Source organism: Spirillospora sp. NPDC046719, from assembly GCF_040645715.1.
Lineage (GTDB): Bacteria > Actinomycetota > Actinomycetes > Streptosporangiales > Streptosporangiaceae > Spirillospora.
This window is the reverse complement of the sequence record NZ_JBEYYT010000002.1, coordinates 1-15230: the sequence shown is the minus strand read 5'-3', so window position 1 is coordinate 15230 and position 15230 is coordinate 1. Positions and strand designations below refer to the sequence as shown.

The 15230-nt window shown below is 73.4% G+C and carries 15 protein-coding genes; 8 read left to right on the top strand and 7 right to left on the bottom strand.

The window, feature by feature from the left end; all coding sequences use genetic code 11:
• Window positions 1–55 precede the first annotated feature (55 nt).
• Both ABZ914_RS00610 and ABZ914_RS00605 read left to right on the top strand, forming a co-directional pair.
• Window positions 56–802 (top strand): hypothetical protein, encoded by a 747-nt coding sequence (locus tag ABZ914_RS00610; RefSeq protein ID WP_500190620.1) that lies wholly within the window; start codon window positions 56–58, stop codon window positions 800–802.
• 204 nt (window positions 803–1006) lie between these two features.
• Window positions 1007–2827, top strand: coding sequence for a S9 family peptidase (locus ABZ914_RS00605; protein ID WP_500190618.1), 1821 nt, complete (start codon window positions 1007–1009; stop codon window positions 2825–2827).
• A 60-nt stretch (window positions 2828–2887) separates the two neighbouring features.
• Here ABZ914_RS00605 and ABZ914_RS00600 read toward each other — a convergent pair whose 3' ends face one another.
• Window positions 2888–4369, bottom strand: a complete 1482-nt coding sequence (locus ABZ914_RS00600; RefSeq protein WP_500190617.1) for an amidase — start codon at window positions 4367–4369, stop codon at window positions 2888–2890.
• 109 nt (window positions 4370–4478) lie between these two features.
• Here ABZ914_RS00600 and ABZ914_RS00595 point away from each other — a divergent pair, with 109 nt between their 5' ends.
• Complete coding sequence (locus ABZ914_RS00595) at window positions 4479–5090, top strand: TetR/AcrR family transcriptional regulator (protein WP_500190615.1); 612 nt, start codon at window positions 4479–4481, stop codon at window positions 5088–5090.
• Between the two features lie 8 nt (window positions 5091–5098).
• Here the strand turns inward: ABZ914_RS00595 and ABZ914_RS00590 are convergent, their stop codons facing one another.
• Both ABZ914_RS00590 and ABZ914_RS00585 read right to left on the bottom strand, forming a co-directional pair.
• Entirely contained in the window at window positions 5099–5701 is a 603-nt protein-coding gene (locus ABZ914_RS00590) for a dihydrofolate reductase family protein (RefSeq protein WP_500190613.1), read from the bottom strand.
• 109 nt (window positions 5702–5810) lie between these two features.
• Window positions 5811–7277, bottom strand: a complete 1467-nt coding sequence (locus ABZ914_RS00585; protein ID WP_500190611.1) for an MFS transporter — start codon at window positions 7275–7277, stop codon at window positions 5811–5813.
• Window positions 7278–7573: 296 nt separating this feature from the next.
• Here ABZ914_RS00585 and ABZ914_RS00580 point away from each other — a divergent pair, with 296 nt between their 5' ends.
• From ABZ914_RS00580 to ABZ914_RS00565, 4 genes are all read left to right on the top strand, one after another.
• On the top strand, window positions 7574–8443 hold the full coding sequence (locus tag ABZ914_RS00580) for a hypothetical protein (protein WP_500190609.1): 870 nt from the start codon (window positions 7574–7576) through the stop codon (window positions 8441–8443).
• Window positions 8444–8446: 3 nt separating this feature from the next.
• The gene (locus ABZ914_RS00575; protein WP_500190607.1) at window positions 8447–10012 is read left to right on the top strand and encodes an outer membrane protein assembly factor BamB family protein; all 1566 of its coding nucleotides are present in this window, start codon (window positions 8447–8449) and stop codon (window positions 10010–10012) included.
• Between the two features lie 57 nt (window positions 10013–10069).
• Entirely contained in the window at window positions 10070–10462 is a 393-nt protein-coding gene (locus tag ABZ914_RS00570; RefSeq protein WP_500190605.1) for a DUF6153 family protein, read from the top strand.
• A 72-nt stretch (window positions 10463–10534) separates the two neighbouring features.
• Window positions 10535–11119 (top strand): DUF305 domain-containing protein, encoded by a 585-nt coding sequence (locus ABZ914_RS00565; protein WP_500190604.1) that lies wholly within the window; start codon window positions 10535–10537, stop codon window positions 11117–11119.
• Window positions 11120–11174: 55 nt separating this feature from the next.
• Here ABZ914_RS00565 and ABZ914_RS00560 read toward each other — a convergent pair whose 3' ends face one another.
• The 3 genes from ABZ914_RS00560 to ABZ914_RS00550 all read right to left on the bottom strand — a co-directional run bounded on the left by ABZ914_RS00560 (window position 11175) and on the right by ABZ914_RS00550 (window position 13851).
• Window positions 11175–12503 (bottom strand): carbohydrate-binding protein, encoded by a 1329-nt coding sequence (locus tag ABZ914_RS00560; RefSeq protein WP_500190602.1) that lies wholly within the window; start codon window positions 12501–12503, stop codon window positions 11175–11177.
• 149 nt (window positions 12504–12652) lie between these two features.
• A complete protein-coding gene (locus ABZ914_RS00555; RefSeq protein ID WP_500190600.1) occupies window positions 12653–13165 on the bottom strand; it encodes a GNAT family N-acetyltransferase in 513 nt (170 codons plus the stop codon).
• An 11-nt stretch (window positions 13166–13176) separates the two neighbouring features.
• The gene (locus ABZ914_RS00550) at window positions 13177–13851 is read right to left on the bottom strand and encodes a S1 RNA-binding domain-containing protein (RefSeq protein WP_500190599.1); all 675 of its coding nucleotides are present in this window, start codon (window positions 13849–13851) and stop codon (window positions 13177–13179) included.
• A 190-nt stretch (window positions 13852–14041) separates the two neighbouring features.
• Between ABZ914_RS00550 and ABZ914_RS00545 the strand changes: the two genes are divergently transcribed.
• Complete coding sequence (locus ABZ914_RS00545; RefSeq protein WP_500190597.1) at window positions 14042–14353, top strand: hypothetical protein; 312 nt, start codon at window positions 14042–14044, stop codon at window positions 14351–14353.
• A 37-nt stretch (window positions 14354–14390) separates the two neighbouring features.
• Here the strand turns inward: ABZ914_RS00545 and ABZ914_RS00540 are convergent.
• Window positions 14391–15230: MFS transporter (locus ABZ914_RS00540; RefSeq protein ID WP_500190595.1), on the bottom strand; the 840-nt coding region annotated here is incomplete at its 5' end.

Sequence of the window (15230 nt, the reverse complement as noted above, 5' to 3'; positions counted from 1 at the left end):
CGGGCAGGACGGACCGTCTGATCTCGGGCGCCGGCGAGCACATGGGGGATACCGGATGAGGGTTCGGAAGATGCCGTTCCGGCGCGGCCGCCTCCCCTGGGTGATCGCCGCGGTGCTGGTCGTCGTCGCGGGGGCGGTGGTGACGGTGGTGGCCGTCCTGGACGAGCCCGCCCGGACCCACATCTGCGGCTGCAAGCCGCCGCCGGACACCAGCGGGCTCGAACGCGTGCCCCGCGCCTGGCAGGAAGCAGCGGCGCACCGCGACGCCCAAGCGGCGTGGCGGCTGCTCACGCCCGAGGCGCAGCGGCGGTACGGGTCGCCGCGCGGCCTGCGGACGAAGCTGGCCCGCCTCGCGCCGGACCCGCACGGCTCCGCGAAATGGACGCTCGTCGATGAGATCACGCAGGGCCGCGGTACCCCCAGCGCGTTCCTGTACCTGCTCGTCGAGAAGCGGACCCTGCGGCCCGCCGGAGCCGTCGTCGTCCACTCGCGGGCCGACGGCTCCGCCGACGGGCGGGTCGATCCCGTGCCCGGCGCGACCGTCCGCATCCTCGAACCGGCGGCGCGCGCCAAGGTGGACGCCCGGCCGGCGATGCGCGTCGCGACCGCGCGGCCACTGGCGTACGTCGCCGTGCAGCCGGGCGGGCTGACGCACGGCACCGTGGGGGCGATCCGCGGCCCCGACGGCCGCGACGAGGCGTTCCGCGAGCCGCTGCGTCCCGGCCCGGCCCTGATCGTCGCGGTCCAGGCCGACGCGGACGGCCGCTTCGCGTACGGGAGCGTCCGCGTCACGATCCGGTGACCGACCCGGCCGGCTCGATGACGCAGGCGGGCGCGGCCGAATAACCTCACCTGGACGGTCATGTTACGCTCGCGTTCCACCTGGCTACTCTCTGTGCCCAGAGGTGAACGGGTGGACACTGGGGCCGGTGTGGCGCCCCGGCGGCCCGGCCCGGCCGCCTCCGCGCTGCGGATCAGGTAATCCGGTCGACCCTGGAGGGCTCCCATGCCCGGCTACCGCGACTTCGTCCCCCGCCAAGGCTTCCAGCCGGCCCTGGCGCTGTCCCCCGACGCGGGCACCGTGGCCTATTCGAGCAACGCCGCCGGGCGGTTCGACCTGTGGACGGTCCCCGTCGCGGGCGGCGTGCCCCGGCGGCTGACCCGGCTGCCCGGCCGGGCCGTCCGGCGGATCGCGTGGGCCCCGGACGGCAAGAGCCTGGTCTTCACCGCCGACCGCGACGGCGACGAGCAGTACCGGCTGTACCGCCTCGACCTGGACGGCGACGGCGGCCGGCCGGGCGCGGGCGGCCCCGCCGAGATCGGCGCGGGCCCGCGGTGCCAGCGGATCCTGCCCGCCGCGCCGTTCGACGCCGAGGGGCGCCGCCTGGTCTACGCGGCGAACGACCGCGACGAGACCGTCCAGGACGTGCTCGTCCGCGACCTCGCCGAGGAGACCGAGCGGCGGATCGTGCCGCCGCCGGGCGTGGTCTTCCAGCCGGTCGGGATCTCCCCGGACGGGCGGTGGCTGCTGACCGGCGGGTTCCGGTCCCACACCAGGGTCGCCGCGTACCTGACCGACCTGGGGAACGCGTCCGCCGCGCCGGTGTGCGTCACCGCCGACCATGGCGACGGGCTGTTCGAGCCGGGCCCGTGGGCGGCCGACTCCACGGGCTTCTACCTGCGCACCGACCTGTGGGGTGAGTTCGTCGCCGGGGCGTTCTACCGGCTGGCCACCGGGACCCTCGAACCGGTCGCCCAGCACGACTGGGACGTGGAGCGCATCGAGGTCGCGGGCGAGACGCTCGCCTGGTCGGTCAACGAGGACGGGCGCTCCGTCCTGTACGCGCGCCATGCCGACCGCCCGCTGCCGCTCCCCGCCGTCCCGCCGGGCGTCGTGTCCGCGCTGGCGCTCGCGCCGCGCGCCGAGCCGCTGGTCGTCCTGCTCGACACCGCCACCCGGCCCGCCGAGGTCGCCGTCCTCGATCCGTCGGACGGCGTCCGCTACCTCACCGACGCCCGGCCGCCCGCGTTCAAGGCGGGGACGGCGGAGCCGGTCGAGCCGGAGCCGGTCGTCTACCCGTCGTCGGCGGGACGGTACGTCCACGCGCTGTACTACCGGCCGCGCACGCCGGAACCGCACCCCGTCCTGCTGTCGATCCACGGCGGCCCGGAGGCGCAGGAACGGCCCCAGTACCTCCGTTCGGGCCTCTACCAGCACCTTCTCGCGCAGGGCATCGCGATCTTCGCGCCGAACATCGCGGGGTCCACCGGCTACGGCGCCCGGCACCAGAAGCTCGTGCACCGCAACTGGGGCGGGTTCGACCTGGACGACCTCGACCACGCGGTCTGCCACCTGCGGTCGGAGCCCGGCGTCGACGCCGCGCGCATCGCGGTGATGGGCGGCTCCTACGGCGGGTTCGCCGCGCTGTCGTGCCTGGCGAGGCTGCCCTACCGGTGGGCGGCCGGGGTGTCGCTGTGCGGGCCCGCGAACCTCGTCGCGCTCGCCCGCGCCTGCCCGCCGACCTGGAAGCACTTCGTCGCGGCCGTCCTCGGCGACCCGGAGACCGACGCCGGGTACCTCGTGCAGCGGTCGCCGATCACCTACGCCGACACGATCACCGCGCCGCTGCTGGTGCTGCAGGGCGCCCGCGACCCGCGGGTCCCCCGCGCGGAGTCCGACCGGCTCGTCGACCGGCTGCGGAGCCGCGGCGTCGACGTCCGGTACCGGGTCTTCGACGACGAGGGCCACGGGTTCACCGACCGCGAGAACGAGCTGCTCGCCTACGAGGAGATCGCGCGGTTCCTCTGCGACCACCTCATCGGCTGACCGGCGGACCCGTCGCGCCGTCCGCGGAACCGCCGATCAGCGCCGAGATCCCGCCGGCCGTCAGAGCGGGGGTTCCAGGTGGGACCAGGGGCGCTCGGCCTCCAGCTGGGCGGCCAGCGCGAGCAGCACGCCCTCGCCGCCGAGGGGGCCGACGAACTGGACGCCGAGCGGCAGGCCGCCGGGCGTCCGGTAGGTCGGGACGCTCATCGCCGGGCGCCCGGTGATGTTCGCGAGCTGCGTGTACGGGACCGGGGCGAGGTTGGCGATGACGGCGTCGCGCCACTGCTTCGTCCGCGTCAGCGGACCGGCGAGGCCGAGCGCGAGCGCCGCCCGGCCGATGGCGCGCAGCGGGGCGGGCGTGTCGAGTTCGCCGATGCGGATCGGCGGCCTGGCGAGGGTCGGGGTGAGCAGCAGGTCGTAGCGGGAGTGGAACGCCGCGAGCTGCCGGCCGTAGGCGTTCCAGCGCTCGTGGGCGGCGAAGTAGGCGGGTGCGGACTGGACGCGTCCGGCCGCCGCGACGAGATGGGTGTCCAGCTCGAACGCCCCGCGGGGCGCGCCGGTCGCGCGGCGGATCTCGTCGACGGTGTACGCGAGCTGCGTCGACCACATCGCCAGGAAGTCGAACGCGAGGCGCCGCTCGTCGATGCCGGTCTTCGCGGGCTCGACGTCGTGGCCGAGGCCCTCCAGGAGCCTCGCCGCGTCCTCGACGGCGGCGACGGCCTGCGGGTCGACGTCGGTGCCGAGCGGCGACTCGGTGGCGAAGCCGATGCGCAGCCGCTCGGGTGCGCGCCGCGCCAGCTCGGCGTAGGGCAGGTCGGGCTTGGCGGGCAGGTAGGGGCCGCCGGGGTCGGGGGTCGCGGTGAGCACGTCGAGCATCGCGGCGCTGTCGCGGACGGTCCGGGAGACGACGCCGTCGACGGCCGCGCCGTGCAGGTGCTCGGCGTACGACGGACCGGCGGGGACGAGGCCGCGGCCGGGTTTGAGGCCGAACAGCCCGCAGCAGGCCGCGGGGATGCGGATCGAGCCGCCGCCGTCGTTGGCGCCCGCGACCGGGACGATCCCGGCGGCGACCGCGGCGGCCGACCCGCCGGACGATCCGCCGGGCGTGCGGGCGAGGTCCCACGGGTTGCGGGTGGGGCCGTTCACCTCGGGCTCGGTGATCCCCTTGGCGCCGAACTCGGGGGTGTTGGTCTTGCCGAACACGACGAGCCCCGCGTCCAGCCACCGGCGGACGACCTCGGCGTGTTCGGCGGCGGGGACGTCGCGCAGCGCCCGGTTGCCGCTGCCGGTGGGCAGCCCGGCGTAGTCCTGCGACAGGTCCTTGACCAGGAACGGCACGCCGGCGAACGGCCCGGTCGGCGGCCCGGCGGCGCGGGCGCGCGCGAGGTCGTGCATGGGCCGGACGATCGCGTTGATCTTCGGGTCGACGGCCTCGGCGCGCGCGATGGCGGCGTCCAGGAGCTCGGCCGGGGTGGTCTCGCCGGCGGTGACGAGCGCGGCCAGCCCGACCGCGTCGCGGGCGCGGTACTCGGCGTACTCCACGGCACCCCTCCATAAAACTAGAAGCCGTAGTTTTAGCGTCGGGGGGACACTACACTGGCCGCCGTCCGCCGTCGAGGGGCGGATTCGGGGCGGACCGGGGGAGGGGCGCATGGGCAGGCCGCCGCGCCGGCTGGTGACCCGCGAGGCGATCATGCGGGCCGCCCTCGCGCTGGTCGACGAGCACGGCGCCGACGCGCTGTCGGTCAACCGGGTCGCCGCCGAGCTGGGCGTCAAGGGCCCGTCGCTCTACAACCACATCTCCGGCCGGGACGAGGTCGTCGACGGCATCCGCGAACTGATCGTCGGCGAGATGACCCTCGACCCGTCCATCACGCCGTGGACGGCGGCGGTGGACGGCTGGGCCCGCTCCTACCGCGCCGCCTTCGCCGCGCACCCGCGCGCCGTCCCGCTGCTGGCCGCGCGGCCCGTCCGGTCGCGGGCCGCGCTGCACGCCTACGCCGACGCGTTCACCGTCCTGCGCCGCGCCGGCTGGCCCGAGGACCGGCTGCTGCCGCTGGTGCACGCGGTCGAGTACTTCCTGCTCGGCTCCGTCCTCGTCCTCGACGACCCGCCCGACGGCCCCCTCCCCGGCGAGGACGTCCCGCCCGGTCTCGAACCGATGCTGCACGCCCCGCCCGGCCACCGCGACCTGGCCTTCGAGGCCGGCCTCGCCGCCCTCATCCGGGGCTTCGCCGCCGAACTGGCCGCCCTCCGCCCCTGACCCGCGGGTCAGCCGGCCCGGCGCGGGCGGTAGGTGAGGTGGGTGACCAGGTCGGTGTGCCGCACGCGGACGGGCTCCAGGTCGAAGGAGCCGACGCCGGTGAACAGCCGCTCGCCGGCGCCGAGGACGACCGGGGCGACGTGCAGGCGCAGCTCGTCGATCAGCCCGGCGGCGAGGTACTGGTTCACGGTCGAGGCGCCGCCGGCGACCGCCACGTCCGCGTCGCCCGCGGCCTCCCGCGCCCGCGCCAGCGCCGACTCGATGCCGTCGGTGACGAAGTGGAACGTCGTGCCGCCCTTCATGGTGACGGACGCGCGCGGGCGGTGGGCGAGGACGTACACCGGCGCGTGGTACGGCGGCTCGTCGCCCCACCAGCCGGTCCAGTCGAGGTCCCAGTCGCCGCGGTCCGGGCCGAACATGTTGCGGCCCATGATGAACGCGCCCGCCGCGGTGATCGCCTCCAGCTCCTTGGCGTTGGCCTCGGGCCGCTCGAACATCCAGCGGTGCAGCCGGTCCTCGGCGCCCTCGCCGATCGGGTTCTCCAGGCTCTGGTTCGGGCCGGCGACGTAGCCGTCCACCGACATCGCGATGTCGCAGGTGACCATGCTCATGGGACCGTCTCCCTCGGGTGCTCGACGCCCCTGCGGCGCCTCTCACCCGTTGGTCGGTGCCCGCGCGGCCTTCTCGACATGCCTATGGAAACTTTTCCGGCGGATCGCGCTACTGCGCGGCGAGGGGCTTCGCGGGCTCCTGCGCGGTGAGGGGCTTCGCGATGTCCTCCAGGCCCTTGCGCTCGGCCTTGACGCCGAGGACCGCCTCGACCAGCCCCGCCGCGATCATCAGGACGGCGCCGACGACGAACGCGATCGCGGTGTCGCGGGGCGCGCCCGTCCCGACGAGCTTGGCGAACAGGAGCGGCCCAGAGATCCCGCCGGCCGCGGTGCCGATCGCGTAGAAGAACGCGATGGCCAGCGCGCGCGTCTCCATCGGGAACACCTCGCTGACCGTCAGGTACGCCGAGCTGGCGCCGGCGGACGCGAAGAACAGCACCACGCACCAGCAGGCCGTCAGCGTCGTCGCGGTGAGGTGCCCCTCGTTGAACAGCCACGCGGTGAGCAGCAGCAGCGCACCGGACAGCACGTACGTTCCGGCGATCATCGGCTTGCGGCCCCAGGTGTCGAACAGCGGCGCCAGCAGCAGCGGGCCGAGGAAGTTGCCCACCGCGATGACCGCGTAGTAGTAGCCGGTGCCGGTGTCGATGTGGAAGAACGTCTTGAGGATGTCGGCGTACCCGAAGGTGATCGCGTTGTAGAGGAACGCCTGCCCGATGAACAGCGCGAAGCCGAGGAAGGAGCGCTTGGGGTAGTTCCGTACCAGCGTCCTGGCGATCGCCCCGAACCCGATGCTCTTGCGCTGGTGGATGCGGATGCTCCCGCCCGGCTCCGGCAGCCGCCCGCCGGTCTCCGCGTGGACGGTCCCCTCCGCCTCGCCGACCAGCCGCTCGGCCTCCTCCGTCCGGCCGTGGATGATCAGCCAGCGCGGGCTCTCCGGGACGTGCCGCCGCACCAGCAGCACGACCAGGCCGAGGACGACGCCGAGCGCGAACGCCAGCCGCCAGCCGACGTCCACCGGGAACTCGCCGAGGATCGGGACCGTCAGCAGCGCGCCCGCCGCCGCGCCGATCCAGAAGCTGCCGTTGATGACGATGTCGATCCGGCCGCGGTGCTTGCTCGGGATCAGCTCGTCGATCGCCGAGTTGATCGCCGCGTACTCGCCGCCGATGCCGAACCCGGTGATGAACCGGCACAGGAAGAACCACCACGCCGTCCACGACAGCCCGGTCAGCGCGGTGCCCGCCAGGTACACCAGCAGCGTGATCATGAAGAGCTTCTTGCGCCCGAACCGGTCGGTCAGCCAGCCGAAGAACAGCGCGCCGAGGCACGCGCCGGTCACGTAGATCGCGGCGCCGAACCCCGACACCTGGCCGGCGGTGATGGCCACGCCGCTGCCGTGCTTCGCCAGCTGCGGCGCGAGGTTGCCGACGATCGTCACCTCGAGGCCGTCCAGGATCCAGACGGTGCCGAGCCCGATGACGATCATCCAGTGCCAGCGCGCCCACGGCAGCCGGTCCAGCCGCGCGGGGATCTCCGTGTCGACGACGCCCTTTTCCGTGCGTAGCTCTGTCACGGAGACTCCGATTGCCGAACGGCCGCCGATCAAACTTCGAGTTGACGGAGTCATGGGAATCGGCAGGTCATCGGCTTCCCTTCGCCGTACCCGCGCCGCGCGCGGTGTGCGGCGGCAGCCTCCGGCGGGCCTGCCGCTGGGCGCCCGCGCAATGGCGGGGAGGCCGGTGGTTTCGCCGATGGCGGGACGCGGAGGCGGCCGTACGGTCGGGCCGCACGCAATTCCGGGTGGAATTCGCGCCGAGCCCAGAATGGGGTGATCGAATGCGCCGAAGACTCCGAACGACGATCGTGGCGATGGTCGCTTTCCTGGCGGCCCTCGCCGGGACGGGACATGCGCTGGCCGCCGCCCCGGCCACGCAGACGGTGACGGTGAGGTACGGCCCGTGGACGATCCCGGGCGGCACCATGGACCGTCCCGGCGAGCTGCCGAACGTGGTGTCGGCGGCGCCGAAACCCTGCTCCAACTGCGACATCGTCGGCGAGAAACCGGACCTGGTGTACGCCGACGGCAGCACCGCCGACATGAACAGCGGCCCGATGCTGCACCACTTCGTCATCTCGAACCTGGCCGCGCACGACACCGTCTGCCCGTTCAGCCCGCTCGGCGACCGCATCTGGGCGTCCGGCGACGAGCGCACCGAGAAGACCATGCCGGACGGTTACGGGCTGCCGGTGAAAAGCTATGACCGCTGGGCGATGCTGACCGATCTGATGAATTACTCGGCGGAACCGAAGACGGTCTACATTTCCATCACGTACACCATTGCGGCCGCCGGGGCGACCACGCCGGTGCGGTCGCTGTGGCTGGACGCGGGCGGCTGCCTCACCTCCGACTACAGCGTCCCGGCCGGGCCGAGCACGCACACCTGGAGCTGGACGTCCACGGTCTCCGGCCGCATCGTGTTCGCCAACGGCCACCAGCACGCCGGCGGCGTCCACGTGAAGGCCGCCGACGACACCACGGGCACGCTGATCTGCGACTCCCCCGCCACCTACGACACGATGGGCGGGATGCGGACCATCGTGAAGATGGGCACCTGCTCCGGCGACCCGCTCGCGACGGTCGCGCGCGGCGACCGGCTGACCGTGAGCAGCTACTACGATTCGCCCGCCGCGAGGAACGACGTGATGGGCATCGTCCACGCCTACATCGCGGAGGGCTGAGCGATGGTCCGTGCACGCATCCGCGGCAGGGCCCTGGCCGGTGCCGCCGCCCTCGCCGCCGCGCTGCTCGCGCTCCCGTCCGCGTCGGCGGCGCCGTCCGGCGCGGTCCCGTACGTCGCCGGCTGGACGGTCGCGGGCCAGAACGCGGCCAACACCCGGTACGCCGCGACCGAGACGGTCATCTCGCCCGGCAACGCCTCGCGGCTCAAGCCGCGCTGGACCGCGACGCTGGCCGGCAACGTGGCCGCGACGCCGACGGTGTCGCTCGGCACCGTCTACGTCCCCGACTACGGCGGCAAGCTGTCGGCGGTGGACGCGCTCACCGGCGCCGTCCGCTGGCAGCGCCCGGTGTCGGACTACAGCGGCGTGTCCGGCGACGTGTCCCGGACGAGCCCGGCCGTCGCCGGGACGGAGATCGTGTTCGGCGACGGCGTGTCCAGCGTGCCGTCCGACGGCGGCGCCCGCGTCATGGCCGCCGACCGGCTCACCGGCGCGAAGCGCTGGAGCACGCTGATCGACGCCGACCCCGCCGCGATGGTGACGACGTCGCCCGTCGTGAACGGCGACACCGTCTACGTCGGGACGGCGAGCCGCGTCGAGTTCGGCGACGGCCACCCCGTGCGGTTCCGCGGCAGCGTCGTGGCGCTCGACGCGGTGACCGGCGCCGTCCGGTGGCGGCGGTACATGGCGCCCGACGGGTACACCGGCAACTCGGTGTGGGGCGGCTCGTTCGCCCTCGACAACACCACCGGGCGGCTGTTCGTGACGACCGGCAACAACTACACGGTGCCGGACGGCGTCTGCACCCGCCCCGGCCAGCAGGACTGCCGGCAGGGCCCGGACGACAACTACACCGACTCCGTCGTCGCCCTCGACCTGCGGACCGGCGCCGTCGACTGGTCGTTCAAGACGCTCACCGCCGACGTCGGGACCGAGGACTGCGACACCTGCGGCCCCGACTTCGACTTCGGGTCCGCGCCGAACCTGTATCAGGTCGCCGACGGCGGGCACCTGCGCAGCATCCTCGGCATCGGCCAGAAGAGCGGCATCTACTGGGCGCTCGACCCCGCCACGGGAAAGGAGATCTGGCACACCCAGGTCGGCCCCGGCAGCGACCTCGGCGGCATGGAGTGGGGGTCGGCGACCGACGGGAAGCGGATCTACGTCGGCATCGGCAACGCCGAGCACGAGGAGTACGACATCGTCGGCGCGGACGGCACGAAGACCACCGTCGACGGCGGCTCGTGGGCGGCGCTCGACGCCGCCACCGGCAAGATCCTCTGGCAGGTCGGCGACCCGTACGGGACGCTCGACATCGGGTTCCTCAGCGCGGCGAACGGCGTCGTGTACGCCGGCGGCATCAACGGCGCGGCCGACACCATGTTCGCGCTGAACGCCGCGAACGGCAGCGTCCTGTGGCGGTTCGACAGCGGCGGCGCCGTGATCGGCGGCGCGGCCGTCGTCGCGGGGACCGTCTACTGGGGCTCCGGATACTGGTTCGGGCTCTGCTCCGACGGCACCTACGACTGCGCGCAGAACAACAAGCTGTACGCGTTCTCCCCGTCCTGACCCCGCCGCGTCCCGTTCTAGCATGAGGTCCGGAAGGACTTCGGAGACGGGGAGACGGTGGGACCACGGCAGCGGGCACGGCGGCGCCTCCATCGGGGGACGCCGCTGTGCCTGCTGCTGCTCTTCTCCGGGCTGATGGCCATGCACGGCCTCCAGGCGTCCCCCGGCCCGATGGAGATGGCCGCCGCGCCGCTGGCGAGCGCCGGCGCCACCGAGCACCACCACGTGGTGGTCGGCGACCCTCCGGGCGACCACCACCCGGACCATCCGAGCGGGCAGATGTGCCTGGGGATGCTGCTCGTGTCCCTGCTGTTCGCGCTGCTGTTCGGCCTTCTCCGGGTGACGCGGGCCGCGGTCGCGGCGCGTCCGGTGGTCCGGACGCCCGGTCCGCGCGGCGGGCGCTCCCCGCCCGCTCCGTCCCTTCACCGGTTGAGCGTGCTCCGGCTGTGACAGACCGTCCGGCGCGCCGCTTCGGCGTGCCGCGAAGACCTGTCATGTACCGGCACACGAAAGGCTCGATCAGTGAAACGCGCAATCGCGCTCGTCGCCGTCCCCGCCCTGGCCTTCGCCCTCGCGGCGTGCGGCGACTCCGACGACAAGGGCGGCTCCAAGCCGTCCGCGTCCCCGTCCATGTCCATGTCCATGTCCGCTGCGCAGGCGTCGCACAACGAGCAGGACGTGATGTTCGCGCAGATGATGATCCCGCACCACCGGCAGGCCGTGGAGATGGCCGGGCTCGCCCCGTCCCGCGCCGCGTCCGCGCAGGTCAAGGCGCTCGCCGCGGGCATCGAGAAGGCGCAGGCGCCGGAGATCGCGACGATGACCGGCTGGCTGAAGGACTGGGGCGCGCCCGCCGCGATGACCGGCATGCACCACGACATGCCCGGCATCATGGGCGAGAAGGACATGACCTCGCTCAAGGGCCTCAAGGGCGCCGCGTTCGACAAGGCGTTCCTGCGGATGATGATCGAACATCACCAGGGCGCCGTGACGATGGCGCGGGCCGAGGGCCGCTCCGGTCAGAACACCGACGCCAAGGCGCTGGCCGCGAGCATCGTCCGCACGCAGACCGCCGAGATCGCCAAGATGCGCGGCCTCCTGAAGTAACGCGGAACGGCGGCCGGACGGGCACCCCGTCCGGCCGCCTTCGCCTTCCGCCGCCTCAGCGGCCCTGGAGGCCGCGGACGTTGTCGCCGAACGTCCAGCCCTTCGAGCCGTCCCAGTTGATGGACCAGGTCATCAGGCCCTTCAGGGCGCCGCCGAACTGGTTCCATGCCTGGCCGACCAGGCTCGGTGCCATGTAGCCGCCGCCGGCGCCCGGCTGCGCGGGCAGGCCGGGCACCTGCTTGTCGTACGGCACCTTCACGGTCGTGCCCTGGATGGTCAGGCCGCTGTCGAGGCACTGGGTCTGCTTGACGAAGCCCTCGACGGTCCCGGCGGAGTACGAGTCACCGGAGCAGCCGTACATGCTGCCGTTGTAGTACTGCATGTTCAGCCACCACAGCCGCCCGTTGTCCGCGTACTTCTTGATGATCGGCAGGTAGGCGCCCCAGATCGAGCCGTAGGTGACGCTGCCGCCGGTGACGTACGCGGTCTCGGGGGCCATCGTCAGCCCGAAGTTCGACGGCATCTGCGCGAGCACCCCGTCGATGATCCGGATCAGGTTGGCCTGCGACGTCGACAGCTGCGTGATGCTGCCGCTGCCCGACAGCCCCGTCTCGATGTCGATGTCGATCCCGTCGAAGTTGTACTTCTTCAGGATCGGCACGATCGTCTGGACGAACCGGTCCGCGACGCTGCTGGAGCTCAGGTCGATGCCCGCGGCGGCGCCGCCGATGGACATCAGGATCGTCGCGCCCGCCGCCTTCGCCGCGCACATCTGGGCCGGGGTGGCGACCTTGACGGTCGAGTCCATGCCGTCCTCCCACAGGACGGTGCCGTCCGACCGGATCACGGGGAACGCCGCGTTGATCACGTTGTAGCCGTGCTGCCTGATCGCCGGGTCGTCGATCGGCGTCCAGCCGAACGGCGGGTGCACGCCGTTGGACGCGCCGTCCCAGTTCTCCCAGTAGCCCTGGAGGACCTTGCCGGCGGGCCGCGACTTCACCGCGCACGTCCCGTCCCCGGGCGGCGGTGACGTCGGCGGAGTGGTCGGCGGTGTCGTCGGCGGGGTGGTCGGGGGCGTCGAGACGTCGCACGCCCCCAGGTCGCGCCAGAGCGTCGGCGTGGACGCGGGGTTCCAGTTCGCGCCCGGGTAGGCGGTGTGGGCGACGAGCGCCTCGTAACCGTCGCCCTTGTAGGTGACCTTGTCGCCGACCTTGTAGGTGGTGCCCTCCGCCCACGCCGCGTACGCGCAGGCGATCGACGGGGCGGACCGCGCCGACGACGGCGCCGACAGCGCGACCAGCGCGCCGAGCGACAGGACGACCGCCGCGGCGGCCGAGGCCAGCGCGGCGGCGGCCGCGGACCATCGCTTGTGCTTGAACTGCATCGGGACGACTCCTCGGTAAAGCGGGACACAGAGGAGCCGGTGTCAGAGCCGAACCGTCCCGCGGACGGGACCCTCCCAAGTCGAGGCGCAAACGACCGGCACGGACGCCATGCGAAGGGTAACCTGGCCGGGCCAGCCCGGAAAGGGCCCTAGGCGCCCGTTTCGGGGCCGAGGGCGCGCTGCATCAGGATCGTGCTGATCCACCGGCCCTGCTTGTGCCCGACGTCGCTCAGCCGTCCCGCCTCGACGAACCCGAAGCGCCGGTGCAGCGCCACCGACCCGTCGCCGGCGGCGTCGGCGATCACCGCGATCATCTGCCGCATCCCCGCCTTGGCCGCCCGCTCCACGAGCTCGCCGAGCAGCGCCATGCCGAGGCCCTTGCCGAGATGCCGCGGGTCGAGGTAGATCGTGTCCTCGACGGTGTACCGGTACGCCGGCTTCGGCCGCCACGGCCCCGCGTACGCGTACCCGGCCACCTCGCCGTCCACCTCGGCGACGAGGAACGGCAGGCCGCGCCCTTCCAGGTCGTCGAGCCGCTCCCGCCACTCCGCGACCGTCTGCGGCGTCTCCGCGAACGTCGCCACGCTGTTCAGCACGTAATGCGCCGCTATCGCCGCCACGCCCTCCAGATCGTCCGCGCGCGCGGCCCGCACCAGCGTCATGAGCGTCCTCCTCAAGCCTGGTCCGAGAATGCCACCCGGCGCCGCTCGACGTCGATCTCCCCGACGACGACGCCGATCGGTTCGCCCACCTGGACGTCCTCGCCCGTCACGTCGCGGAGCAGGCCCTCGACGCCGTCCGCGACGCGCACGAACACCCCGAACGGAACGACCTTGGTCACGGTGCCGTCCAGCACGTCCCCGGCCCGGTGGCCGCGGGCGAACGCCCGGAACGGGTCGGGCCGCGTCGCGCGCAGCGACAGCCGGGCCTCGCCGTTCGCGGTGTCGAACTGGAGGAACTCGCACGTGATCCGCTGGCCCACCCGCACGGCGTCCGACGGCGCGTCCAGCGAGGACCACGACAGTTCGGGCACCGTGATGAAGCCGACGCCCGGGTGGACGGGGTGGCGCGGGCCGTCGTCCAGGTCGACGAAGACCCCGAAGCGCTCGATCGCCGCCACCGTGCCCGACAGCGGCTCCCCGGCCCGCAGCCCTGCCAGGAACGTCCACAGCTCCGGATGCTCGGTCGCGGCGAGGGAGAGCCAGGCCCTGTCGCGGTCCAGGTCCACGGAGAGGACCACGGCGGTGATCCGCCGCCCCGGCTCGATGGGCGCGCGCCGGTCGCGCCAGGACCGGTCGAGCGATCCGATCACGCCCAAGGGCCGCGCCGGGAACCCGTCCAGGACCACCGAAACGCCCTGGCGGCCGTCGTCCGCGACGACTCCGCCGCAAAGGTCGCCCGGACGCAGGGTACGAAGGAAGGTTTGGGGTGAAACGTCCGGTCCGGGCATGGCGATCATGGTCTCACGGGATGGGACGGGCGTTCGGTGGAAGCATGGAAGGGAAGGACGAGGCCGCCGGGTGGGAGGAGTGACGGAGATGAAGCTGGCGACGTTCAAGGCGCTGGTCTCGCTGGACGAGCAGGCGATCGGGACCGACCTCCCCGCCGAGGGCTGCCCGTTCACCCTGCGCGAGAAGGGCGCGGAGCACAAGCCGAACGCGTTCCACAAGGTCGTCATGACGACCGACGACGGGGAGCCGCTGCGGCCGGGCGACATCGACCACATCGTGACGATGACGCTGGTGACGGAGACGGCCGGGCCCGACGCGTTCAAGGCCGGGTGCCGGTTCGACCTGTGGCACGGAGAGAAGGTCGGGCACGGGCTGGTGTCCCGGCGCCTGGTGTTCTGAGGTCGCGCGCCGGTCCGGGGCACGCGCCGGTCCGGGGTCACGCGGCGGTGAAACGCCGTTCGGACTCCATGGCGGACGCGACGTCCGCCGGGTAGCTGCGCCGCGCCCGCAGCAGGATCAGGCCGTTGACCAGGAGCGGGATCAGCGCGAGCAGGAACACCCGGTCCAGGCCGGTGCCGGAGTGGTCGCCGGGGGCGAACACCCCGGACAGCCAGCCGAACAGGACGGGCGCGACCGCCTCGCCGGCCATCCGCAGGATCGTCCGGATGCTCTCGGCGCGGCCCCACAGCCCGAAGTGGACGACGTCGAGGCGGACGGCGTCCAGCGGCGGGTTCGCGCCGGCGAGCGCGGCGGCGGCGAGGAAGAACAGCGGCATCGCCGCCCAGGCCGAGGTGGTCAGCAGACCGGGCAGGAACAGCAGCGCGGACGCGGTGTAGGCGACGCTCGGCACCACCACGCGGGCGGCGATCCGGCCCTGCCGGACGAGGCGGTCGGCGAGGCGGCCGGCGGTGAGGACGCCCGCGAGCGCGCCGAGGCCGATGACGGGGACGAGCAGGCTCAGCCCGGCGCGCCCGATCCCGTACCGGTGCTGGACGAAGACGATCGCGAAGGTGCGCAGCCCGGCGAAGAAGAAGTAGCCGATGGCGGACGCGACGATGATGAGCGCGTTGGTGCGGATGCGCAGGACGTGCCCGGCGGCCTGGAGCAGCGTCATCCGGGACGGGTCGGTGGTCAGCACGTTCTCCGGGCGGGGCCGCACGTCCGATTCCTCCACCGCCTGCTGGGCGGCCTCGCCGCCGGCGCGCGCGCTGGAGCGGGCGGGGCCCTGCGCGCCGCGCCCGGGCTCGGGCAGCAGCCGCCAGACGGCCGCGGCGAG